The sequence below is a fragment of the Caproiciproducens sp. LBM24188 genome, from assembly GCF_054130445.1.
Genome location: NZ_CP196862.1, coordinates 1,429,017 through 1,451,508, shown reverse-complemented (window position 1 = coordinate 1,451,508; position 22,492 = coordinate 1,429,017). Strand labels below are relative to the sequence as shown.

Here is a 22,492-nt window from a genome sequence, read left to right as displayed (position 1 = left end):
AGCGGATAGGATGGCATTAAAAATAATCGGTATTGTCGGAATCCTTTGCTGTGCCGTGTGGTTCGTCCTGTTTGGAAGAAAAAAGCCAAAGAAATCCATGGTGTTCGGCGTTCTGGCCGCACTGGCGTTTTTTGTTCTCGCCTTGTTCCTTCCAGTAAACGGGACGGAAACGCCCTCCACAGGCTCCGTGCCGGTTTCCTCTTCTTCCGCTTCCGTTCCCAGTTCCAGCGTTGCCGTTGGCAAGCCCTATCAGGCGGAGTTCATCGGCGGATATTACACGCCCGGAATTGACTTTCCAGCTGGCACCTACAATATTACCGTGCTGGACGGAAACGGACAAGTCTACTACACTTCTCCTTCCGGCGGAGGAAAAACGGAAGCCCTCGGCATAAACGGAACAAAGCAGCTTCAGAAGGTGGACCTTCCGCTGGGAGAAGCTCTCTCCATTACCGGATTAAGAATTCGGATTGAAAGCGACGCGGCAGATACCGCCGAATTATCGGAACGTGAAAACACCGCGACAAAAACCGTGACCCTCGGCAGCGGAACCTACCGGGTCGGGGAACAGCTGGAAGACGGCGTCTACGACGTTACCGCGTTAAACGGCATCGTGAAATTCGATTCCGACAGCGAAGGCGCTGTGTGCCATGAAACGCTGAACGCGCAGGGAAAAGACTTCGAAAAGGGATTCAAAAATCTTCTGCTCGACGTTGGAACCTCCATTACCGTTTCGGGAGGAACCGTTCAGCTTATTCCCAGCAAATAGAAAAATTAGACGAAAAAACACAGGTGCCGCAGCATGAAATCCTTACTGTGGCACCTGTGCTTTTCGTTCACGGAGAAACCAATTCCCACCGTTTCGCTTACTAAAACAAGTTTGAGTTAGCTTTATTTCTGATTTTATAATGAGAGGATCCACACTATTTCAAACAGGCTCTGGGGTCAAAGTATTCGAAAATGACAAGACCGCCGCTATTCGTTACTTTCCTCGCCTGCCACGGATTCCGTACTGTCCAGGCAAACTCCTGTACCCCGTATATCAGTTTGCACAGACAGAAACTGAGGTTTTTCCGGTCTTCCACGCAGTAAGCGATAAAATCCGGCCGCGTCAAAAAGTTCATCAGCAAATTTCCTGCAGCAAACGCGGTGACCGGCAACACAGCGCCGCGGTAACGCGAAGGCTTCATGGCAAGCTGACCGCGGACAATTTCAGGACGATGCCTTTTAAACCACATCAACACGCGCGGATCAAACGATTCAATACCGTAAAGGCCACTGTACCCTTCCAGCTCCCGGCAGAGCTGCTCACATAGGGTGCCGATGTTCCCGCCATAGGGTTTGACCTCAATAATCATGGGTACTTTTCCGTGAATCACCGGAAGCACGTCTAAAAAAAGCGGAATGGTGTTTTCGGTTCCGTTCAGCTTATACTTTTTCAGCTCCCAACTGTTAAGGAAAGCCAAATTAATTTCCACGCCGCACATGCGTTTTAGGTTTTCGTCGTGCAGCACCGCCAGCTTTCCGTCTTTGGTCAGGTGTACATCCAGTTCAACGCCGAATTTTTCTTCCACCGCGCGGGCAAAACCGGGCAGGGAATTTTCCGGAATGGTCTGGTCTTTTCGGTAGCAGCCGCGATGCGCGTAATACCACCCCCTAAACGGGGTTAAATCCGGCTTATTTCTAGTACGTGGGGCAATGGCAAGCACCCACAAAGCGAAAAGAAACAAAAGCACACTAAGAATCGTCCAAAAAGTCTGCAATATTATCATCCTCCATAGGAAAAGCTTTCCGGCTGTCAGCAAGCGGAAGTGGTCTGCTACCGCCGTGTTTCACAAAAAGCATAGTAATATAAGGAAATCTCCTCTAATAGCCTCCGTATTCTCGATTTAACTCAATTTTAATATCCCCGCACAAAATAAATTCCAGAAATTGTAACTCTTTTCACAGGAAAATTTTAAGGGGTTCCTGCATAAAATAAAAATGTAGCTGAAGAGGAACATAATGATCACCCCGGAATGGCTCCGGGGAAACAAAAACATCCGTACCGGCCGAAAAAACCGGTACGGATGTTTTTACACTGCTGTTTTTTCCCGCTGCCCGCAGGAATGTAAAAAGTTCAGCACTTCCTGATAAACCTCGTCTTTATTGGTTTCCGTCAAAATCGCGTGCCGTGCGTTTAGGTACAAAACCAGCTTCACGTTGTGGCCGGTTTTTTTCAGCCGTTTTGCAACCTGTCGAACACCCTTGCCGAATCCACCCACAGGGTCTTGATCCCCGGATAGGATTAACAGAGGAATATCCGGAACCGCGCGGTACCATGCTCGGGATCCAATTTCTTTCTGAAGTGCGACAATATCGCGGTAGCCAGAAACCGTCATATCAAAACCGCAAAGTGGATCGTTTGTGTAAAAATCGACCTGTTCGCGGTCGCGCGAAATCCAGTCGTTCGGTGTCCGTACCGGTTGAAACGCCTGATTGTACCGCTGTGTGGACAATTTGGCAAAAATGGGGTCGTGACCCTTGGGGCCTTTTTTGCGAACTAGAAAGTCGGCCAGCAACAGCTCCGCCGCATAAACCACGCCGCCCGTGCTGCCGCAAGTGCCTATGTAAATGGCGCCGTCCAGTTCCTTTCCATACCGCGCCGTATAGCTGCGCGCCAGGAACGAACCCATGCTGTGGCCGAGCAGGTAATACGGAACGTTGCCGTACTGCGCATGAATCAGCTCATAAAGATGGTGCATATCCCGAATCAGGTTTTCCACACCACCCGGCCCGAAATAGCCGGACACACCCCCGGGAGAAAGCGTTTTTCCATGCCCAAGATGATCGTTGGCCGCAACGAAATATCCTTGAGAAGCCAAGAATTTCATAAAATCCGTGTATAAAAGGCTATGCTCCGCCATGCCATGGGCAATTTGCACCACACCTTTGATATCCCTGCGCTCCTCGGGTTCCGCAATCCGGACGAAGATATTTTCTCCCTTTACACAGGATTCAAAGGTGATTTCCCTCTGCAAAATATTCATTCTAAACGCTCCCCTCGTTATTTGTATAGTAATTACATTATAACGTGGAAGATAATAAAATTATTGTATCCTTAGTTAAATATTTTGGAAAAGAATATTTTCTCAGGCAATGACAATGCGGTAAATAACAAAATAATGCAGAATGGTTCCGGCCAGCACAAACAAATGCCACAGCGAATGAAGATATTTATGCTTTTGACCAAGCCAATATACAATGGCGCCAAGTGTATAAACCGCGCCGCCGGAAAGCAGCAGAACGACAGAAGTGAAATCTAGATTGTCCAAAAGCAGTTTAAAGAAGAAAATAACCACCCAGCCAAGCGCAAGGTAACAGACGATGGTAAATACGCGAAACCGGCGCAGGTTGACCGCAGTCAGTACAATGCCAAGCGCGGCAACGCCCCAGGCCACCCCAAACAGGGTCCAGCCGATTACGCCCCGAAAACTCAACAGGGTAATTGGTGTATAAGTTGCGGCAATCAGCAGAAAAACCGTACAGTGGTCCAGAATGTGAAACACCTTTTTTCCCTGATTAACCGCCAGCGCATGATAGAGCGTAGAAACCAGGTAAAATAGAATCATCCCGGAACCAAATATGCTCGCACTGACCCTGGTCAGTGGGTCGGGGCGCCCCATTACAAGAAGAACCACCAGCCCAGCGATGGCCAATCCGGTTCCCACACCGTGGGTAATGGCATTAACGATTTCTTCGCCGAGCGAATATTGGGGAAGGTCCAGGTCTTCCCGGCGCATTGCACGCCACTCTGCCATACTTTCGATGTATTTTCCCAATGCGATCACCGTATCCTTTTCTGTTTCTGTTTTCTTTCCTGTAACGAAAGATTAAGCGGATGAATCATTTGACAGACGAATTTAAAAACAGTGTAAAGCAGTCCCCAGTTTTTGTCAAGGGGAATCAAACCCCTTCCAAGTTAAACGGAGGAATGAATTTTTCACTTGCGGACGTTCTTTCCTGAATGAATCCGTCCAGTCCAAGGTCAAACAGATGCTGCTGAACCTTTTCATATTCACGCCGGGTAATGGTACGGTTAATTTCAGGGTATTCCTGCGCTTTGCCGCAGGGAATATACTGCGCCATCAGACTGACCGGAACCCCGTCGGGAAGATGGCTGGAAAGCCAATCCAGCACCGCAATGGAGTTGCGGGTGTGCCCCGGAAGAATCAGGTGGCGCACAATGGTGCCGCGCGTCATCATGCCATCCGCATCGTATTGCGCCGGGCCGGTCTGGCGTGCCATTTCCAGCACGGCGGCCTGCGCGGTTTCCACATAATCCGCGGCGCCGGAAAAAGTTTTGGCAAGCGCGTTGTCTGCGTATTTCAGGTCCGGCAGGTAAATATCCACCAGACCCTCCAACAGTTTCAGTGTTTCCAAGGTTTCATAGCCGCCGGAATTGTAAACCACCGGAACGGGCAGTTTCCGCAGCCGCAGCGCCTGTGCAATAGGAAGCGCGAAATGAGTTGGATTGACCAGATTGATATTATGCGCACCCTGCGCTACCAGACGGTCAAAGATGTCAGCCAACTGTTCCGCCGTGACCGATTTCCCGACCTCACGTTCCGTGCTGATTTGGTAGTTCTGGCAAAACACGCATTTCAGCGAGCAGCCGGTAAAAAACACAGTTCCGGAGCCGCGCTTTCCGCTGATGCAGGGTTCCTCCCAAAAATGGAGCGCTGCGCGCGCCACGACCGGATTGGCACCCATCCCGCAATAGCCGCGCCCTTGTTCTTCTTCCCGTAGCGCGCCGCATTTGCGCGGGCAAAGCGTGCAGGATTCTATTCTCATATTTTTTGACCATCCTTTTTATTCCGTTAAGCATGAAATAGTACAGATACAAACAAAGCTGAAGAACGGTTTCAAGCCTCCTCCAGACAAATCATCGCGGCAAGGCCGCCGCGCTTTCCTCCGCTGGCCCGGTGGGAATACAGCAAATCCGAATGGCATTTGGTGCAGAGCTTTGCTACGGAAATCTGCGCATCTGGCACCCCGGCCTGAAACAGGATTCTGCGGTTCGCTTCCCACAAATCAATATGATACTTCCCGCCGCCGTCTGCGGTAATAAATTCCTGCGGAGAAAGCTCCTTTTGCCCGGCAAACTCCTCATAAACCGGGGTATCCACCTCAAAACAGCAGGGGCCGATGGACGGGCCCACCGCCGCAAACACATCCCGCGGGTCGGTCCCAAATTCGCGCTGCATGGCTTTGACCGCTTCTTCCCCAATTTTTGCGACGGTTCCCCGCCAGCCCGCGTGGGCCAGACCGACCGCGCGTTTCACCGGGTCCACAAAGAACAGCGGGACGCAGTCGGCATAATATGTCACCAGCGTTACACCGGGTTCGTTGGTAATCAGGCCATCCACACTCTGCATGTCCTTCGGCTTCCAAATTCCAATCCCGCGGTTTTCCGCGGTAACCCGCCGGATAAAGGTGTGGTGGTCCTGAGCGGAAGCAACCAGCGTATGTGGATCAAACCCGACCGCGTTACAGAAGCGGCGGTAATTTTCGCGCACATTTTCATCGGGGTCGCCCCGCCCGAAATTCAGATTCATGGAAGCGTATTCTTCTTGACTAACCCCACCAAGCCGCGTGGAAAAAGCGTGGCGCACAAAAGGGAACGCTTCCAAGGCTGGAATGGTAAGGTAGGTTACCCCTTTATTTTCGACCAAATTCATATTGCCGGAAAAGTAATTCATATTATTCGTCACCCGTAATACTTCATCAAAGATAGAACCAGTGTAACACATTTCCTTCCAGAAAGGAACTGCCGGAAAGGCTTCCTTGTAATTTTCGCAGGAAAAGTAAGCCTGCCTGGGGCTGGGCCATTTTAAAATTGCTCGGCTCTTTTTGTTTTCGGGCAAAAAAAGAGAGCCTTATATTAGCTCTCTTCTTGAGGAATCTGTTCCTCTTCTTTATCCTTTTCCTCGTGGTACGGAAGGATTGCTTTTTTCACGGTAAGGCCTTCGTATTTCAGCTTAAACTGAATCCGTCCGTAAAATTTATGCTGACATTTCCGGCAGAAAAACAGCGCACGAAAGCTTTTGTTTTTCAGCTGCCATTCGCTGGCTCGGTGCGCACGACGCCCGCAAAGGTCACAGTCAAAATTCATTTCGCTGCGGCGAATCAGCGGGTTGTTCAAGTCGCAGATAATCACCGTCTTAAACAAAATGCGCTCATAGAATTCATCGCAAAGGGCATCCTGCAAAAATGGCTCCAAAGTCCCCGGGGAATACAACTTTTGCAGACACCGCAGGGAAAGCAGGCTGTCACCCAAAGCGCGGTGATGGTCAAAATCCCGCTCGTCAATTTTCAGCAGCTGCGCCGACGTGCTGAGGCCCATCTGCTTCGATGAGTCGTAATCCAGCAGCTTTTCACAATAGGCCTGAAGGTTTACATACTGCGTGAGAAACGGAATACGGGGATTCCCGCAGAAATAGCGGTAATTTTCGATTAACGCGAGAATGTCCGAAGTTCCCCACGTCATGAGAACCGCGTCGCCCATCCACTTTCGGAATCGGCTTGTCACCTGCATAAACTGCAAGCCGCCTTCCAACTCTTCATTGGTAATGCTGGTCAGCGTTTTAATCTTCCCGCTGATCCGCTTGCCCACCTGCGGGCGGACAAGCGATTCGAACGTGTCGATGATTTGAAGGTTTTCATCCACCTTAACCGCACCAAACTCAATGATTTCGTTGATAAATCCTTTAATCCGGCGGCTGTAGGTACCGTTCCATTCCAAATCCAATATTACGAAATTCATATCATTTCAATTTGCTGGCTTGCTTCATGCGAAGCTCCTTGCTCAGCACTCTCTTGCGCATACGGATGTTTTTCGGCGTTACTTCCACCAGTTCGTCATCCTTAATGAACTCAATGCACTGCTCCAGGCTGAGAACGGTGTGCGGCGTCAGCTTCAGGGCTTCATCGGAACCGGACGCACGGGTGTTGGTCGCGTGCTTTTTCTTGCAGACGTTCACCACAATATCGTCCGATTTGGGGCTTACGCCAACAATCATGCCCTCGTACACTTCCACGCCAGGCCCAATAAACATGCGCCCGCGGTCCTGCGCATAGAACAGACCGTATCCAGTGGACACGCCCGTTTCATGGGCAATCAAAGAACCCTGTGGGCGTATGACCATGTCGCCCTTATACGGCTCGTAAGAATCAAAAACACTGTTCATAATGCCGTTGCCGTTGGTATCTGTCAGGAATTCCTGACGGTAACCCATCAGTCCACGGGAAGGAATCCGGAATTCCAAATGAGACGTTCCGGTACCGCGAGTACCCATATTCACAATTTCTGCCTTGCGGGCACCCAGCTTTTCCATTACAACACCCACATAATTTTCCGGCACTTCAATCATCAGCAGTTCGATTGGCTCATACTTTTTGCCGTTGATTTCCTTGAAAATTACATGCGGAGCGGAAACCTGGAATTCGTAGTCTTGACGGCGCATCTGTTCAATCAGGATGGACAGATGCAGCTCGCCGCGCCCGGAAACCTTAAATGTATCCGAAGATTCGGTTTCCTCCACACGCAGGGCAACATTGGTTTCTACTTCCTTGAACAGGCGGTCGCGAAGGTTGCGGGAAGTGACATACTTGCCCTCCCGGCCGGCAAACGGGCTGTTGTTAACCATAAACATCATGGAAACGGTCGGCTCATCAATTTTAACGAACGGAAGCGGTTCCACACAGTCGGGGGAGCAGATGGTTTCCCCGATATTCAGACCGGTAATACCCGATACGGCGACGATATCGCCGAGTTTCGCTTCTTCCACTTCCACGCGCTTCAGGCCCTCGAACTGATACAGCTTCGAAACCTTCACGTTGCGGGTTGAGCCGTCGCGGCAGCAAAGAACCACGCTTTCACCGTCGTGCACTTCTCCGCGCTCCACACGACCGATTCCGATTCTTCCTACATAATCGTCATAGTCGACGTTGGAAAACAGGACCTGAGTCGGGCCGTTCAAATCGCCGGTAGGAGCTGGAATGTTTTTCAGAATTGCGTCAAACAGCGGTTTCATATCCGTTCCAGGGGTATGCGGGTCCGTGGAAGCATAACCATCGCGGCCGGAAGCGTAAATGACCGGAAATTCCAGCTGGTCCTCGTTTGCGCCGAGCTCAATAAACAGGTCCAGCACTTCATCCACGACCTCTTCCGGTCTTGCACCGGGGCGGTCGATCTTATTTAGGACAACCAAAGGCTTTTTCCCAAGACCCAGTGCCTTTTTCAGCACAAAACGGGTTTGGGGCATGCAGCCTTCAAACGCGTCTACCAAAAGAAGAACGCCGTCCACCATCGTTAAGATGCGTTCCACCTCGCCGCCGAAATCGGCATGGCCGGGCGTGTCCACAATATTAATTTTTACGCCGTTGTACATGACGGCTGTGTTCTTGGAAAGAATGGTAATGCCGCGTTCCCGCTCCAGGTCGTTAGAATCCATCACGCGCTCCTCAACGACTTCGTTGGAACGGAACACGCCGCTTTGCCGCAGGAGCTGGTCAACCAAGGTTGTTTTACCGTGGTCAACATGGGCGATAATCGCAACATTTCTGATATCATTTCTTGTATCCATGATTCAACCTCTTTTACATATTCACAAAACTTTAATATTATATCATATTTCAACAAATTTGTGAATTAAAATTTTACCTTTCTTCTGTTTGCAAGTGTTTGCAAGCAATTTAACTTGCAATTTGCAATCGTACCGCGTGAACCATATTCCCTGCAACCGCGCAAAAAGGCGCCGGCAAATGCCGACGCCTTTCGTTTGGAGCGAACGACGAGGCTCGAACTCGCTACCTCCACCTTGGCAAGGTGGCGCTCTACCAGATGAGCTACGTTCGCAAATTTGGAACGGTTGTAATTATACGATATCTTCACCGGGTTTGTCAACCCTATTTTTCATAAAAATTCGGCAGGATTTAATCATTCCCTAATGGTTGCGTGTATGATATAATAATCAAATCAGCTAGTGGCTGATTTGATTTTAAAAAATGGCGGCCGCAGATTTTGGCCGAATCGGTCGATTTGACATTCTTCCAGTACAAATTATATACTATAAATACGACGGATCGGAGCTGTTGGAAGCGCGAAAATGCACGCGAAAAAACGGTTCCGGCAGATTTTCGAAAGGCAGACTCTTTTATGAATTACACCCTGAATCTCGGCGCGTGGAACTCGGTTTTCGCCGTACCTTCCTGCGTGGTGGACAAACATATTAAACTGGCGGGTTCCGTGCAGCTGAAAGTGCTGCTGTGGATTTTAAGGCACGCCGGGGAACCGTTTGAAACGGCAGACACGGCCAAAGCGCTCGGCATTGACCGCGGTGAAGTAAACGACGCCATGCTTTACTGGCAGGAAGCCGGGCTGCTGACCGTTGGCGAAAACGATTTGCAGCCGGCTGGAACTGCGTCGGAACCCAAAGCAGCTGCGGAATCTGCCGTGGAAGTTCCTGTGACTTCCGAATCGGACATGCCAGAAGAATCGGTAAAGCCAAAGCACCGGATTCTTTCGCGCCCGCAAAAAGCGGACAACGCGTTTGTTGCCCGGCGGATGAGCGAATCCACGGAAATTGCCTGCCTGATGCAGGAAGCTGAACAGATTCTGGGGCGGCTGATTTCCAACGGGGATTCCGCAACCCTGCTGATGATACACGATGACTTTGGTCTTCCGGCAGACGTCATCATCATGCTGCTGCAGTATGTAGTAAGCATTGGCCGCGCAAATATGCGTTACATAGAAAAAGTGGCCATGAACTGGGCCGACGAAGAAATTTTTACCCATGAAAAGGCAGAGGAAAAGCTGCGCCGCTTGGCCGAAAACGCCACCGCTTGGCGCACGGTGGAACAGGCGCTCGGTATCCCGCACCGTTCCCCAACTGCCAAAGAAGAGGAGTTTGCCTCCAGATGGGTCAACGAATGGAAATTCACACCCGCAATGATACATGAGGCGTATGAACGCAATGTGGATGCGACGGGAAAGTTTACCCTGAGCTATATGAATAAGATTCTGGAGCGCTGGCACAGGGAGGGAATTTCTACCCTGCCGCAGGCCCAGAAGGAAAAGCTGGAGCGTGCTTCCGCACGGAGCAATGCGCCGAAAAAGACGACATACGATATTGCGGAATATGAACGATCCGATGTATTTCAAAATTTTGAAAATTTTGAAAGGAAATGATTGAATGGGTTACAGCAGGGAAATTTACCGCGCCGTGGAACAGCAACTGACGGAGCGCCGCAGAAAAGCGGAAACCGAAGCGCAGGAACACCGCGCTGCATTTTACCGCCGCTGTCCCCCCGCGGAACAAATTGAAAAACAGTTAGCCGCAACCGCGATTTCCGCGGCACGCGCGGTGCTTAGCGGAAAAGACGCGCGGGAACAGCTGACGCGCCTGAAGCAGAATAACCAAATGCTGCAGAATCGGCTTGCGGAACTGCTGAAATCGCAGGGATACCCGGAAGATTATCTGGAACCGCATTACGCCTGCCCCGACTGCAAAGACACGGGCTACCAGGACGGTATCCTGTGCAGCTGTATGAAAAAGCTGCTCCGGGAGGAATCCTACCGCAGGCTGAACGCGCTGACCCCTTTGTCACTTTCCACCTTTGAAAGCTTTTCCCTGGATTATTATTCCGACCGGCCGGAAGAGGAAGGTAAAAAGTCCCCGCGCGCCATAATGGAAAATATTTATACCCAATGTCGGCGCTACGCCGCCTCCTTTTCCCCATCTTCCCCCAATTTGATTCTGCAGGGCGGAACCGGTCTGGGAAAAACACACATGTCGCTCGCCATCGCAAATCTGGTGATTCAGAAGGGCTACGGTGTGGTTTACTGCTCGGTGAACAACATTATTAACCAGCTGGAGCGGGAACACTTCGGGCGGGACGACGGCGACAGCAGCCGCACCCTGCAGGAATGTGACCTGCTGATTCTGGACGACCTAGGCACCGAATTTCGGAGCGCGTTTTCCTGCGCGGAAATCTATAACTTGGTTAACACACGGCTGATGACGCAAAAACCAACAATCATCAGCACCAACCTTACCATGCAGGAACTGCAGGAACGCTACACAGAGCGCTTCGCCTCCCGAATCATGGGCAACTACGCACGTTTTTCCTTCTGCGGGCGCGACAATCGGCTGCAAAAGCTGTTGAAAAATTCGAAATCCGTTTAATTTCTTACAGAAACACCGCCGTATCACAACGGAAACGTTTTGATACGGCGGTGTTTTGTGCAATGGCACCCTTCCTGTTTTTTACCCGACGAACGCAGCTGGATAACAGCAACCCTATTTTAGTTTTGGTTTTGCAGGGGGAATGATCGGAGGAAAAAATGCATCCGGGTTTTGTTTAAACTGCTGCACCAAGTCTTTTGTTTTTTCTTCTTTTTTCTTTTCCGTTCCTCTCATCCAATACGGAATGGGGTTTTCTTCCTGATTCATGCAGTGGTATATTTTCATCTCCATACTAAACCCCTCGAATAGATATTAATTTATAATATTCTATTCCGGATTGCGAAAAAATGCTAAACCGGGTACCGCAAAATGATTAGGTCCATTGTGCAGCACCCCGCGTTGGTGTTAATTTATTCAGCTTCACAGCAGAGCCTTTTAAATGTACAGACAGAAGGACTGCTGCCTTTATTGTTTCAGTCGATATTCTTCAATACGGTCCCGTAAATCCTGATCCGAATGAACGTCATCTTTCAGCAGTTGCTGCTGGACCTCTTCCGGCAGCTGAAAAAAATAACGTTCCATGTCCGGGTCACTGTTTAAGAGCGCACCGAAAGCGATTGGAAAAGCAAAATTATTATCCAATATTATCACCTCGCGCTTAGTGTGCACGAAAAACAGTTGATTCATGTTGGAAATGATTGCAAAACAAAAGCCGCCCGAAAACGGGCGGCTGGGCGGGGTGCAATGTACTTTTTTATTTGTCCTTCATACAGCACAGAAGCCGTTCACGAAAACTTTGATACGACGGACTTCCGTTGAGCAGCCTCAGCTGTTCCTCATCTGGGAGCGAATAGAAAAACTTCTTCATTTCTACATTGTCTTCCGACGATGGAAAGGGGAATTCATAATAACCCGTGTAATCCACAGCAATCACCTCTTAAAATTTTGCGGCCTCTTTGCGAACACCCATGAACTTATGGGGACGGATTTTTCTTACTGAAAACCGGATTTGGAATGCAGGCTGTTCTGAATTTCTTCCCATGCGCGGTCGATTCCGTTCTTCAATTCTTCCCACGCCTGTCCGGAAGCCTGTTTCAGTTCATTCAGCTGTTTCTGCACGTTTTCCCGCTGCCGGCGAAGTTCTTCCACATTCCGGCTGTATTCCTGACGAACTTCTCCTGCGGCGTGTTTGGCTTCATCGGACAGCTCATCAATTCTTCTTCCCAAACTGGCAAGCTGTTCCTCCATGCGGCCTTGATATTCCTGATGACTGGTCATCATGCTAAGATTCCTCCTTTCTTTCTCTTTTATTTTTTCCGTTTTTTCTGCTTAATAATCTTTGAAGCTATGACACCGTTAAAAAAATATGATATAATTCATTCATATATAACAGAGATAAAGTCAATTACTATCTTCTGAAGTCGGCTTTGTTCCTATGCAAAGGGCTTTTGCAACGGGAATACAGGCCGATTCCATGACGAGCCGTAATTGGCTTTTATACTGTGGTTAATTCCAATAAAATTTTAACAATCTGCGAAAGGATGGCCATAAAAATGAACTCTTCTCCTGAATCCCATGTCCCCACCTGTTCCCCATTTGTAATCGGGGTGGCGGGCGGAACAGGCTCCGGCAAGACGACGCTTGCAACTAAGCTGCAAAAGTCCATTTCCGGTGCGTCCGTAATACTTTCCCATGATTTTTATTACCGTGCAAACTCCGACATTCCGTTTGAGGAAAGAGTGAAGCTGAACTATGACCACCCAAACGCTTTTGACACCGACCTTATGATTCGGGATATTAAAAAGCTGAAAAGTGGACAGGCCATTGACCATCCGCAGTATTCGTTTGTCACGCATACGCGCCTGAAAGATACCGTTCACGTGGAACCGGCGCCCGTGATTATTGTGGAAGGTATTTTAATTTTTGAAAATCAGGAGCTTTTAGACCTGATGGATATTAAAGTGTTTGTGGATGCAGACGCCGACATCCGGCTGATCCGCAGACTGACCCGCGACGTAAAGGAACGCGGCAGAAGCCTGGATTCCGTCATCCACCAATACATGAGCACCGTAAAACCCATGCATGAGCAATTTGTCGAACCAAGCAAGAAAAACGCGGATATTATCATTCCGCAGGGCGGCGAAAACCGCGTGGCGCTTCACATGTTAATTGACCGCATTAATGCACTGACAAATCACACCACAAAAAACAGCATCGCATGAAATTTTGCTCTATTTTTACAAAAAAAAACAACAAAAAGGACTTGGTCAGACCGGATATTTTATTCATTTATCTAATTTATTTTCATTCGACACTCTTCTTCTTTATTCATCTTTTTTCCCTATTGCAATTTTGTCTGATTTTGAATACACTAGTAAACAGAAAGGATGATTAAAAAATGAAGAAAATCAAGTTAAATCTCAACGCGCTCCTGAAAACCCTAATTGAGATGGAACGTGATCACATGAATGAAGTTGAACTGCAAATTGTTCCTTCGCAGTACGACTGCGGCGAAAGGCAGCCTGCCTTCCTTCATTTGGAGGGGATTCGAGCGGGTGAAAGAAAAGACTATGAAAGTGTGGATGAAATACTGAAGGTCGAAGAATTAAAATCGGCGTAAAAGCAAATCTGGAATCCCGCTTTGTTTTCAGCAACTGTTATACATAACAAATCCTGTTTTTGATAAATTCTTCAGAGCGTGTTTGTAAGATGACTGATTTTGGTTATAGGCACAAAACAACGGATTTTTTCAAACAAAACTCCTTTGATTTTGAGAAGAAAGGGAAAACGGTTTGAAAAAGTCCTGATTTGCGCTTTCCCTTTAGCCCAATGGATGGACAAGATTTTAAAAGACCCCCGTAATAAACAGCCGTAAAGCTTCGTTGTCTGCGAAGCTTTACGGCTGTTTGCGCTCTAGCAGTACCCTGGCAAACGTAGCAAAAACGATGCTTTCATCATAAAGTAATAGATGAAAGCCCATTCATTGAAGAAACGGAGGATTGCTGTTGCTATGAACGAATTTTTCAGCTGGAGCACCCTGGCAACCTTCGCCGGCTGCGTTGCCGCCACCTCATTGATTACACAGTTTATCAAGGGACTGCCCCCCATCGATAAAATTGCGACCCAGTGGGTGTCCTACATCATCGCCGTCATTTTATTGCTGGGGGCCACCTTCTTTACCGGAAACCTAACCTGGTCTTCCGGTGCATTGATTCCTTTTGATGCAATTCTCGTCGCACTAAGCGCAAACGGCGCTTATTCCGCAATAAAGAGAGCAACAAATTCCGGAACATCCAAATAGCGAAACGGTACTGCGCCGCCGAAGGAAAACTTTGGCGGCGCAGTATTTTTGCCTTCTTCCCACGTTTTTATAAATCAATGGCAATTTCGTATTTTTTCAGCCAGTAATTCACCTGCAGCAGGTATGCCATCAACTGTGGACCGGCCATCAACTGTCCAAAGAACGGCTTTCCGTAGTCAGACTGGCCGTTGACCAAACCTTCGATGACCTTTTTATCCACCAGCGTATGAATTGGCTCGTTCCGGTCAGACATTACCGCCTTTAGCCGCTGTTTGACGATCAGTTCATACCCTGGATTATGCGTCTTCGGATATGGGCTCTTCTTGCGGAACAGCACATCTTCCGGCAGCCACGGCCTCGCCGCATCGCGAAGCAAGCCTTTCGACACACCGTCATGGCATTTATATGCCCATGGCGCGTTAAACACATACTGAACCAAACGGTGGTCTGCGTAAGGCACGCGGACTTCTAACCCGCTGGCCATGCTGGCGCGGTCTTTGCGGTCCAACAGCATCGTCATAAACCAATAAATATTCAGGAAAGAAATCTCCCTGCGGCGTCTTTCCTCCGCATTCTCTCCCTCCAGTGTTGGAACTGCGGCAATCGACTCTTCGTAACGCTGATTTACATAGGATTCAAGCTGCAAAGCGTCGGCAATTTCAGGAATCAGCAACTTTGTGCGCACGCTCAAATCGGGGGACCAGGGGAAGGTCTTTCCCTCGAATGCTTCTTTTTTATGGAACCACGGATACCCGCCAAAAATTTCATCCGAGCATTCACCGCTGATTCCAACCACATGATTCCGTTTAATCAGCCTGCAAAAATGCAGAAGCGAAGCGTCCACATCCGCCATACCGGGCAAATCCTTCGCTTCCACGGAATCGTACAGGCAATCCGCCAGCTCCAGGTTATTGCATTCCAAATACCGGTGATTGGTCCCGCAGAACGCGACCATTTTATCGACCCACGGCCGGTCGGCATCCGGCTGAAACGAACTGGGGCGGAAAAACTTATCATTGCCCACAAAGTCGAACGAATAGGTAGAGAGCACTTCTCCCCTGCGGTGGTAATCCTGTGCTGCGAGCGCCGTAATCACACTGGAATCCAGCCCGCCGGAAAGGAACGTGCAGAGCGGTACGTCGGCAACCAGCTGACGGGTGACGATGTCTTCCATCAAATCGCGCACATGCTTTACGGAAACCTCGTAGCTGTCCGGATGTTCATAGCTTTCCAGCTTGAAATAAGCGCTTTCGTGCAATCCGTCCCGGTCAAACACGGCGGAATAGCCCGGTTTGATTTCACGAATATTTTTAAACACACCGACGCCGGCGGTTCTTGCTGGACCAACTCCGAAAATTTCGCACAGCCCTTCCCGGTCCACAATGGGATTGACACCGGGATATTCGAACAGCGCTTTAATTTCCGATGCAAATACCAGGCGTCCGTTCATCAGCGTGTAAAACAGCGGCTTTACCCCAAAGCGGTCGCGGCACAAAAAGCAGCTGTTCCGCCTTTGGTCATCCACTGCAAAAGCATAAATCCCGTTCAATTTTTTTGCACAGTCAGGGCCGAACTGAATGTAGCTTTTCAGCAATACTTCCGTATCACTTTTGGTTTCAAACGTATGTCCCAGGGCTTTCAGCTCGCTGCGCAGTTCTTCGGTATTGTACAGCTCGCCGTTGTAAACGATGGTATATCGGTATCCATCCTCCATTGCGCTCATGGGCTGTTTCCCGCCCTTAATATCCACAACAGCCAGCCGGGCGTGCGCAAAAGCGGCATGACTGGAAACATGGATCCCGCTGTCATCCGGCCCCCGGTGCTTTAACCGTTTCCCCATTCGTTTCGCCAGCGCGCCCCAAAACAGGGCCTCCTCACTGAGTTCGTCGTTATAATCGCAAAATCCCGCAATTCCGCACATAACCAAACCTCGCTTTCCTTTTCTCATTCATATTATGCCAAAAGAGGATTATGGTTCCGTATGCGACTATTTTCCCAAATGAAAAAGCCGCTCTTTTGGAGCGGCTTTTTTTGTAAGGCAATCAATCCATTATTCTTTTTTTCGTTTGGGGTGCTTTTCGCCCTGGGAAAGCTCGTCCAGAATCCGCTCGGCAGCGGTGCGGCGCGCGCTGGCTTCCACCGAAAGCTCAATCGCCAAACGGGCCAGCTCGGCTTCCCCTTTCGGGGCCGCTTCCTCCACACGTTCACACACTTCTTTCAGTGCGGCATACTGCGTTTCGCGAAAGCGGTCGTACATTTCATTCTGCGGCGTGTCTTCCAGCAGGAACTTCATCATCCAGGACAAATCCGGAATGGAAAGAACCTGCTTCAGCAGGCAGATGATCATCAGCATAGACAGGTGTTCACGGGAATATTTTTTTTGCTCCGGGCGGGGAATCACACCGTCCTTAACATAATTGTTGATCATGCTGGAGGTAAGCAGCGTACTGTCTTTTCCTCCAAACAGACTCAGTTGCTTTTCCATGTAGGTCATGACTTGATCCATATAGAGATAAATCTCGGGCAGCCGATCCCACTCCACCATATTATATTCTTTCAGTTTCTTGACCCAAGAAACGATATTATCGGTCGCCTCGCTCATTGAAAATCCTCCCTGGTTTTACGGTTTCCGCCGCCCGCGTACCGGCTGGGCGGAACCCCCATATACTTTTTAAAGACACGGGAAAAATACAGCTGATCCGAAAATCCCGTGGAATAAGCCACCTCTCCCACGGAAAGACGGCCGGTTTCAAGCAATTCCGTTCCCTTACTGATACGGAACCGCATCAAATACTCATTCGGCGGCATGGAAATATGCTGCATAAACAAGCGGTACAGATGACTGCGGCTGATTCCCGCGCTTGCCGCGACGTCATTGATATCAATATTTCCGGAATAATTGTAGTCAATGAATTTGATAGCTTTCTGCACATACTCAAAGCCGCTGAGACGCGGCGAAGAATGACTGCCGAACAAATCCATCAACTCCGCCAGAAACTGCAAAAGACCGGATTCCATTCTTGCCTCTTCGCTTGGGCTGGAACCGGACACATTACAGATATTCATCAAAAGAGTCTGAAGGCGATTATCCTTATCATAATGGAACACGGGGCCAGAACTTAACAACCCCGTCTGATTCATGAGGCGTTTCGCGTCGCTTCCGTTAAACCCGACCCAGCAGTATTCCCATGGGTTTTGCGAATCGGCAGAATAGAATACCACCGTGGAGGGTTCCACCAGAAAACCATCCCCTGCAGACAGGGAATAAGTCTTCCCTGCACACGTAAAACTGCCGCATCCGGAGGTGATGTAATGAATCAAATAATGGTCGCGCACCGCCGGACCCCATGAATGATTGGGTCCGCACCTCTGCACGCCGCAGCTGTAAACAGCCAGCCCAAGGCTGTTGTGTACCGACATTTTAAAAGAATGGCGGAATTCTTCGTTCGTCACAGCACGCACGCCTCCTAAGCAGTTTCGAATCAATGTATTTATTATAGTTTAAAAAGAGATAAGATTCAATATTATTCAATTTGTAAGTAAAATAAATTGAAATTAATTCCCATATCAGTTATAATAGACATAACAATTTAAGTAATATGAAATTAATTTTTTAGAAATTATGTCTAAAATGCTTTCAGAATTTTATCAGGGAAGGATCGGTTTTTATGACACCGGAACAAAAATTCACGTTAGCTGTAACAGCACTGCTGACAGGGCTGGTAATCGTATTGGCTGTACTGATTTTTCTGGTTAATCTGGTAAAAGGTTACGGTGCAGAAATTCAGAAACTGCAATCCGGCGGTAAACGTACCCCGGCATCCGGACTGGCACCCTCAGCAGGCCGAGATTCTGCAGGAATCCCCCCGGAGGTGGTCGCCGCAATTGCTGCTGCCGTATACATGACCTACGGCGAAAGTGCCGGGGCGATTACCAGCATACGCCGGTCCATACGGCCCGCCCGTTCCGCGTGGAGCGCGGCTGGACTGCTGGAAAATACCAGACCGTTTTAAATAAAGCACAGACCTTTGCAGTCAACTCCCTATTTTCATTCTTTTAACCAAAATGGCAAAAAATTTAAAAAATCCGAATTTTGAATTTTTTCAATTTGTATCTTGCATTTTGAAATATTCTATGGTATATTAATCGCATATTCTCTCGGCAAAGAAGCCGACAACCCGCATGAGCTGCATGCAGGTTGTCGGCTTTTTGTATTGCCAAGGAAACATGTTTCCGCACAAAATGAAAGGTATATAAGGAGGAAATCAGAATGAACAACGGCGATACCGCTTGGATGCTGACCAGCTCTGCAATGGTCTTTCTCATGACTCCTGCGCTGGCGTTTTTTTATGCCGGCCTAACAAAAAGGAAAAATGCAATTAACACCATCATGTCCTGTGCACTGACCTTGGGGCTTGGGGCCATTCTCTGGATTCTATGCGGATTTTCCCTCTCTTTCAGTGGCGATCTTGGCGGGGTAATTGGGGACTTGAAATGGTTCGGCTTGAATTTTGACGGCATGAAAGATACCACCTATGCTTATCCGAACACTCTGACTTTTGCCATCTTTCAGATGATGTTCGCGGTCATTACCCCAGCCCTAATCGCCGGCGCCGTCGTAGAAAGAATGCGCTTTTCCGCACTGTTTATTTTTACCGCGGTATGGTCCCTGATGGTTTACTATCCCATGACCCATATGGTATGGGGCGGCGGATTCCTGATGAAAATCGGCTCCGTTGATTTTGCAGGCGGAAACGTAGTGCACATTACCTCCGGCGTTAGCGCGTTGGTATTAGCCATTGTGCTTGGAAACCGAAAATCCAGCGTAAATCCATCCTATCGCCCGCACAATGTACCGATGGTCTTTCTCGGTGCCGCGCTGCTCTGGTTCGGCTGGTTCGGTTTTAACGCCGGCAGTGCGCTTGGAGCCAATGAACTTGCCGTTCACGCCTTTCTCACCACAAACACTTCCGCTGCGGCCGCCATGCTCTCCTGGATGTTGGTGGAAAAAATCATCTCTGATAAACCTTCATTGGTCGGCGCTTCCACAGGAATGGTCATCGGTCTGGTCGCCATTACGCCCGGTGCAGGATTTGTCCCAGTATGGTCTGCCATTCTGATTGGTGCACTTGCCAGTCCCATTTCCTTTTTCTTTATCTCGGTGGTAAAAAGGAAATTCGGTTACGACGATGCACTGGATGTTTTCGGGTGCCATGGAATCGGCGGAATTTGGGGTGGTATTGCCACCGGAGTTTTCACCCAGAAATCCATCAATGCCTCTGCCCTGTGGGACGGCTTGCTCTATGGAAACGGAAATCTGTTCCTGCGCCAGTTGGCGGCGATTGCCGTGGCGACTGTGTTTGCGGTGGTTGGGACTCTGATTGCTGTCGGCGTGGCAAAGCTGATTGTGAAAAATCTTCGTGTTTCCCAAGAGGATGAGGAAATCGGTCTGGATGCTTCCAAACATGGAGAATCTGCCTACCCTGCATTCAACGGCATTGACTGACCAGCCTAAAAATTCAAATCAATATACAATATTAATCCTATTTATGGTTACAAGGACAGAGTCATTTTTCAAATGGCCCTGTCCTCGTGTCTGTATGATAAGGAATAATTGAGGGCATATTGATTGAAGGGATTCTGGCCATACTGAAAGAAATGAGCAAAGGCCATATGTTGTCTCAAGCTATAAAAGAAGCCGAGAATGGATTTTACTCCATTCTCGGCTTCTTTGTAGAAATATAAAGAAAAGTAATTTGTTCGCTTTTGCGGGCACAGCATCGCTTTATTTTTTACTATTTCTGCCCTGCTGCCCCTGGCTGTTCTTTTCCTTCACATAAACCAGCTTGTTGTACCCGCCGCTGTTGGGTTCGGAATAAATATCAAAAATCTCCATGGATTTCAGAAGCGGCGTCAATTTTCGGAAGCCGTAATTCCGCACGTCAAAATCCGGATAGCGGCGCACCAGCATATTGCCAAGCTCCCCGACAAACGCCCTTCCGTCGTCGTCCGAAATCTCCTGCACGATGGTGCGAATGGTGCTTTTGATGGTTTCCAGCGGAGTCATTTCCGTGCTGGTTGTTTCTTCGGCGGTATTGGGTAAAGTAGCGGTGGAATTTTCATTCTGCGCCAAAACCTCCAGATATCGAAATTTATTGCAGGCGGAAATGAACGCATTCGGCGTTTTCTTTTCCCCCATGCCGACCACATACATGCCGGATTCGCGCAGGCGCACCGCCAAACGGGTAAAGTCGCTGTCACTGGAAACAATGCAGAAACCATCCACATTGCCAGAATAGAGGATGTCCATGGCATCAATAATCATTGCGGAATCCGTCGCATTTTTCCCTGTTGTGTAGCTGTATTGCTGAATCGGCGTAATGGAATAATCAAGCAGTACGTTTTTCCACATGCCCAGCGCGGGCTTTGTCCAGTCCCCATAAATCCTTTTATAAGTAGCAACCCCGTCGTTTGAAATTTCATCCAATATGAATTTAATATATTTTTCCGAAACATTGTCCGCATCAATCAAGACGGCAAATCGATTGTCCTTTTCAATCTCCATTTGGTATCCTCCATCCAATTATTCATCCGCTCTGCAACCGCTTTTATCCACAAGTCACATTTTATCCTTGCACAATTTATTATAAGCCCAAAACTTGGAATTATCAATCCGTGTTTCCATTGCGGTGAAAAAGATGCTTGCCGCAAAAGAAATAAAATCAATACCGAATCAAAAAATGCACCTTAAGCGGGTTGCAAAACTCGTTTTAAGGTGCATTTTCTTCGCGCTTTTTAAATTTCGGACAAATGCTTTAAAATTTTATTCAAGGAATTTTTTAAAGCGACAAGCTCTTCTTTCGGAAGTGCCAGGCAGTTGCCCATCTGTTTGGGAACCTCCACTGCCTGGTCCCGCAGTGCTATGCCGCGTTCCGTCAGTTTAATATACACATTCCGTTCGTCCTTCGGGCTTCTTTCCCGAGTGACAAGGCCCTGGCTTTCCATCTTTTTCAGCAACGGGGTAAGAGTTCCGGAATCCAGGTAAAGGCGTTCCCCCAGCGTTTTTATCGTAATGTTGTTTTCTTCCCATAGCACCATCAGAGTAATGTACTGCGTATAAGTCAGGCCGAGGGGGTCCAGAAAAGGCTTGTATTTTTTGATAATTTCCTTCGAGCATGCGTACAACGGAAAGCAGAGCTGATTTTCTAGTTTCAGACTATCATAATCCATTTTTTCAAATCACCATTCATGTATTTTCTTCATTTTAACACACAATGGAATTTGATACAACCTATTTCAGCAATTCTACGATTTTCCCTTCAATATCACCCGGAGTCAAGGTTGGGTTGAAACGGGCGACCACATTACCCTGACGGTCAATCAGGAACTTTGTAAAATTCCACTTAATATCGGTTCCCATTGCGTTTTGGCCCAGTTTCTTCAGCTTTTCCAGAAAAGCGGAAGTTTCACTGTTTTCGATTTCTTTGGCCGCTTCCTTTTTCAAAAATGTATAAAGCGGTTCTTCATTCTTGCCGTTCACCTCAATTTTTCCGAATGTTTTGAAGGTGGTGCCGTATTTCAACTGGCAGAACCGAACAATTTCTTCATTCGTGCCAGGGGCCTGATTCAGGAACTGGTTGCAGGGGAAATCCAAAATCTCAAATCCCTGATCCTTATATTTCTTATACAGTCTTTCCAGTTCTTCGTATTGCGGTGTAAAGCCACAACCGGTCGCGGTATTCACAATTAAAAGAACCTTTCCTTTATAATCTGCAAGAGAGACCTCGTTGTTTTGTGCATCCTTTACTTTAAAATCATAAACCGTCATAAGAAAGCTTCCTTTCAATATTATTCTATATTATTGTTTTCAATTAAATTATATACAACTAAATTGTGATTGTCAATAGAATTTAAAAAATTTTTGCCCTCACTTTTCTCGATGGCAGCGGTGGATTTCGACAATTTC

General features: G+C 48.3%; 25 protein-coding genes and 1 tRNA gene. 8 read left to right on the top strand and 18 right to left on the bottom strand.

Features of this window, described 5'->3' with window-relative positions; genetic code table 11:
* Positions 1–10: 10 nt before the first annotated feature.
* Positions 11–766 (top strand): hypothetical protein, encoded by a 756-nt coding sequence (locus ACSVDI_RS06880; RefSeq protein ID WP_457945547.1) that lies wholly within the window; start codon positions 11–13, stop codon positions 764–766.
* A gap of 154 nt (positions 767–920) precedes the next feature.
* On the opposite strand, the gene ACSVDI_RS06875 is transcribed toward ACSVDI_RS06880, so the two are convergent.
* The 8 genes from ACSVDI_RS06875 to ACSVDI_RS06840 all read right to left on the bottom strand — a co-directional run bounded on the left by ACSVDI_RS06875 (position 921) and on the right by ACSVDI_RS06840 (position 8,896).
* Positions 921–1,760 (bottom strand): glycerophosphodiester phosphodiesterase family protein, encoded by an 840-nt coding sequence (locus tag ACSVDI_RS06875; protein ID WP_457945546.1) that lies wholly within the window; start codon positions 1,758–1,760, stop codon positions 921–923.
* A gap of 312 nt (positions 1,761–2,072) precedes the next feature.
* Complete coding sequence (locus ACSVDI_RS06870) at positions 2,073–3,026, bottom strand: alpha/beta fold hydrolase (RefSeq protein ID WP_457945545.1); 954 nt, start codon at positions 3,024–3,026, stop codon at positions 2,073–2,075.
* Positions 3,027–3,128: 102 nt separating this feature from the next.
* Positions 3,129–3,818, bottom strand: a complete 690-nt coding sequence (gene trhA, locus ACSVDI_RS06865; RefSeq protein ID WP_457945544.1) for a PAQR family membrane homeostasis protein TrhA — start codon at positions 3,816–3,818, stop codon at positions 3,129–3,131.
* A 124-nt stretch (positions 3,819–3,942) separates the two neighbouring features.
* Complete coding sequence (locus tag ACSVDI_RS06860; RefSeq protein ID WP_457945543.1) at positions 3,943–4,830, bottom strand: radical SAM protein; 888 nt, start codon at positions 4,828–4,830, stop codon at positions 3,943–3,945.
* Positions 4,831–4,901: 71 nt separating this feature from the next.
* Positions 4,902–5,738 (bottom strand): peptidoglycan editing factor PgeF, encoded by an 837-nt coding sequence (gene pgeF / locus ACSVDI_RS06855; protein WP_457945542.1) that lies wholly within the window; start codon positions 5,736–5,738, stop codon positions 4,902–4,904.
* A 182-nt stretch (positions 5,739–5,920) separates the two neighbouring features.
* Positions 5,921–6,802: an exonuclease domain-containing protein gene (locus ACSVDI_RS06850; RefSeq protein WP_457945541.1), complete on the bottom strand. Its 882-nt coding sequence runs from the start codon at positions 6,800–6,802 to the stop codon at positions 5,921–5,923.
* A 1-nt stretch (position 6,803) separates the two neighbouring features.
* A complete protein-coding gene (typA, locus tag ACSVDI_RS06845) occupies positions 6,804–8,624 on the bottom strand; it encodes a translational GTPase TypA (protein ID WP_457945540.1) in 1,821 nt (606 codons plus the stop codon).
* 196 nt (positions 8,625–8,820) lie between these two features.
* Positions 8,821–8,896, bottom strand: a tRNA-Gly gene (locus ACSVDI_RS06840).
* Between the two features lie 300 nt (positions 8,897–9,196).
* Here ACSVDI_RS06840 and ACSVDI_RS06835 point away from each other — a divergent pair.
* A complete protein-coding gene (locus ACSVDI_RS06835; protein WP_457945539.1) occupies positions 9,197–10,228 on the top strand; it encodes a DnaD domain protein in 1,032 nt (343 codons plus the stop codon).
* A 4-nt stretch (positions 10,229–10,232) separates the two neighbouring features.
* A complete protein-coding gene (locus ACSVDI_RS06830) occupies positions 10,233–11,225 on the top strand; it encodes an ATP-binding protein (protein ID WP_457945538.1) in 993 nt (330 codons plus the stop codon).
* 114 nt (positions 11,226–11,339) lie between these two features.
* Here the strand turns inward: ACSVDI_RS06830 and ACSVDI_RS06825 are convergent, their stop codons facing one another.
* The 4 genes from ACSVDI_RS06825 to ACSVDI_RS06810 all read right to left on the bottom strand — a co-directional run bounded on the left by ACSVDI_RS06825 (position 11,340) and on the right by ACSVDI_RS06810 (position 12,506).
* Positions 11,340–11,492: a hypothetical protein gene (locus tag ACSVDI_RS06825; RefSeq protein ID WP_457945537.1), complete on the bottom strand. Its 153-nt coding sequence runs from the start codon at positions 11,490–11,492 to the stop codon at positions 11,340–11,342.
* A 198-nt stretch (positions 11,493–11,690) separates the two neighbouring features.
* The gene (locus ACSVDI_RS06820) at positions 11,691–11,867 is read right to left on the bottom strand and encodes a hypothetical protein (protein WP_457945536.1); all 177 of its coding nucleotides are present in this window, start codon (positions 11,865–11,867) and stop codon (positions 11,691–11,693) included.
* 112 nt (positions 11,868–11,979) lie between these two features.
* Complete coding sequence (locus ACSVDI_RS06815; RefSeq protein ID WP_457945535.1) at positions 11,980–12,150, bottom strand: hypothetical protein; 171 nt, start codon at positions 12,148–12,150, stop codon at positions 11,980–11,982.
* Between the two features lie 68 nt (positions 12,151–12,218).
* A complete protein-coding gene (locus tag ACSVDI_RS06810; RefSeq protein ID WP_457945534.1) occupies positions 12,219–12,506 on the bottom strand; it encodes a sll1863 family stress response protein in 288 nt (95 codons plus the stop codon).
* Positions 12,507–12,778: 272 nt separating this feature from the next.
* Between ACSVDI_RS06810 and udk the strand changes: the two genes are divergently transcribed.
* The 3 genes from udk (at position 12,779) to ACSVDI_RS06795 (ending at position 14,526) form a co-directional block, all read left to right on the top strand.
* Positions 12,779–13,447, top strand: a complete 669-nt coding sequence (udk, locus tag ACSVDI_RS06805) for a uridine kinase (protein ID WP_457945533.1) — start codon at positions 12,779–12,781, stop codon at positions 13,445–13,447.
* A 176-nt stretch (positions 13,448–13,623) separates the two neighbouring features.
* Positions 13,624–13,845 (top strand): hypothetical protein, encoded by a 222-nt coding sequence (locus ACSVDI_RS06800; RefSeq protein WP_457945532.1) that lies wholly within the window; start codon positions 13,624–13,626, stop codon positions 13,843–13,845.
* Between the two features lie 390 nt (positions 13,846–14,235).
* Complete coding sequence (locus ACSVDI_RS06795) at positions 14,236–14,526, top strand: hypothetical protein (protein ID WP_457945531.1); 291 nt, start codon at positions 14,236–14,238, stop codon at positions 14,524–14,526.
* A gap of 67 nt (positions 14,527–14,593) precedes the next feature.
* On the opposite strand, the gene asnB is transcribed toward ACSVDI_RS06795, so the two are convergent.
* The 3 genes from asnB to ACSVDI_RS06780 form a co-directional block, all read right to left on the bottom strand.
* On the bottom strand, positions 14,594–16,447 hold the full coding sequence (gene asnB, locus ACSVDI_RS06790; RefSeq protein WP_457945614.1) for an asparagine synthase (glutamine-hydrolyzing): 1,854 nt from the start codon (positions 16,445–16,447) through the stop codon (positions 14,594–14,596).
* A 129-nt stretch (positions 16,448–16,576) separates the two neighbouring features.
* Positions 16,577–17,128, bottom strand: coding sequence for a DUF1836 domain-containing protein (locus tag ACSVDI_RS06785; protein ID WP_457945530.1), 552 nt, complete (start codon positions 17,126–17,128; stop codon positions 16,577–16,579).
* Positions 17,125–17,979, bottom strand: coding sequence for an AraC family transcriptional regulator (locus tag ACSVDI_RS06780; RefSeq protein WP_457945529.1), 855 nt, complete (start codon positions 17,977–17,979; stop codon positions 17,125–17,127). The genes ACSVDI_RS06785 and ACSVDI_RS06780 overlap by 4 nt, the downstream gene beginning before the upstream one ends.
* A 215-nt stretch (positions 17,980–18,194) precedes the next feature.
* On the opposite strand from ACSVDI_RS06780, the gene ACSVDI_RS06775 reads away from it, so the two are divergent.
* Together ACSVDI_RS06775 and ACSVDI_RS06770 are read left to right on the top strand one after the other, a co-directional pair.
* A complete protein-coding gene (locus ACSVDI_RS06775; protein ID WP_457945528.1) occupies positions 18,195–18,539 on the top strand; it encodes an OadG family transporter subunit in 345 nt (114 codons plus the stop codon).
* Between the two features lie 257 nt (positions 18,540–18,796).
* On the top strand, positions 18,797–20,032 hold the full coding sequence (locus ACSVDI_RS06770) for an ammonium transporter (RefSeq protein WP_457945527.1): 1,236 nt from the start codon (positions 18,797–18,799) through the stop codon (positions 20,030–20,032).
* A 279-nt stretch (positions 20,033–20,311) separates the two neighbouring features.
* Here ACSVDI_RS06770 and ACSVDI_RS06765 read toward each other — a convergent pair whose 3' ends face one another.
* The 3 genes from ACSVDI_RS06765 to ACSVDI_RS06755 all read right to left on the bottom strand — a co-directional run bounded on the left by ACSVDI_RS06765 (position 20,312) and on the right by ACSVDI_RS06755 (position 22,354).
* The gene (locus ACSVDI_RS06765; protein ID WP_457945526.1) at positions 20,312–21,091 is read right to left on the bottom strand and encodes an NYN domain-containing protein; all 780 of its coding nucleotides are present in this window, start codon (positions 21,089–21,091) and stop codon (positions 20,312–20,314) included.
* Between the two features lie 230 nt (positions 21,092–21,321).
* Positions 21,322–21,756 carry a MarR family winged helix-turn-helix transcriptional regulator gene (locus ACSVDI_RS06760; RefSeq protein ID WP_457945525.1) on the bottom strand — a complete coding sequence of 145 codons (435 nt, stop codon included), beginning with the start codon at positions 21,754–21,756 and terminating at the stop codon, positions 21,322–21,324.
* A gap of 61 nt (positions 21,757–21,817) precedes the next feature.
* Positions 21,818–22,354, bottom strand: coding sequence for a glutathione peroxidase (locus ACSVDI_RS06755; RefSeq protein ID WP_457945524.1), 537 nt, complete (start codon positions 22,352–22,354; stop codon positions 21,818–21,820).
* Between the last annotated feature and the right edge of the window lie 138 nt (positions 22,355–22,492).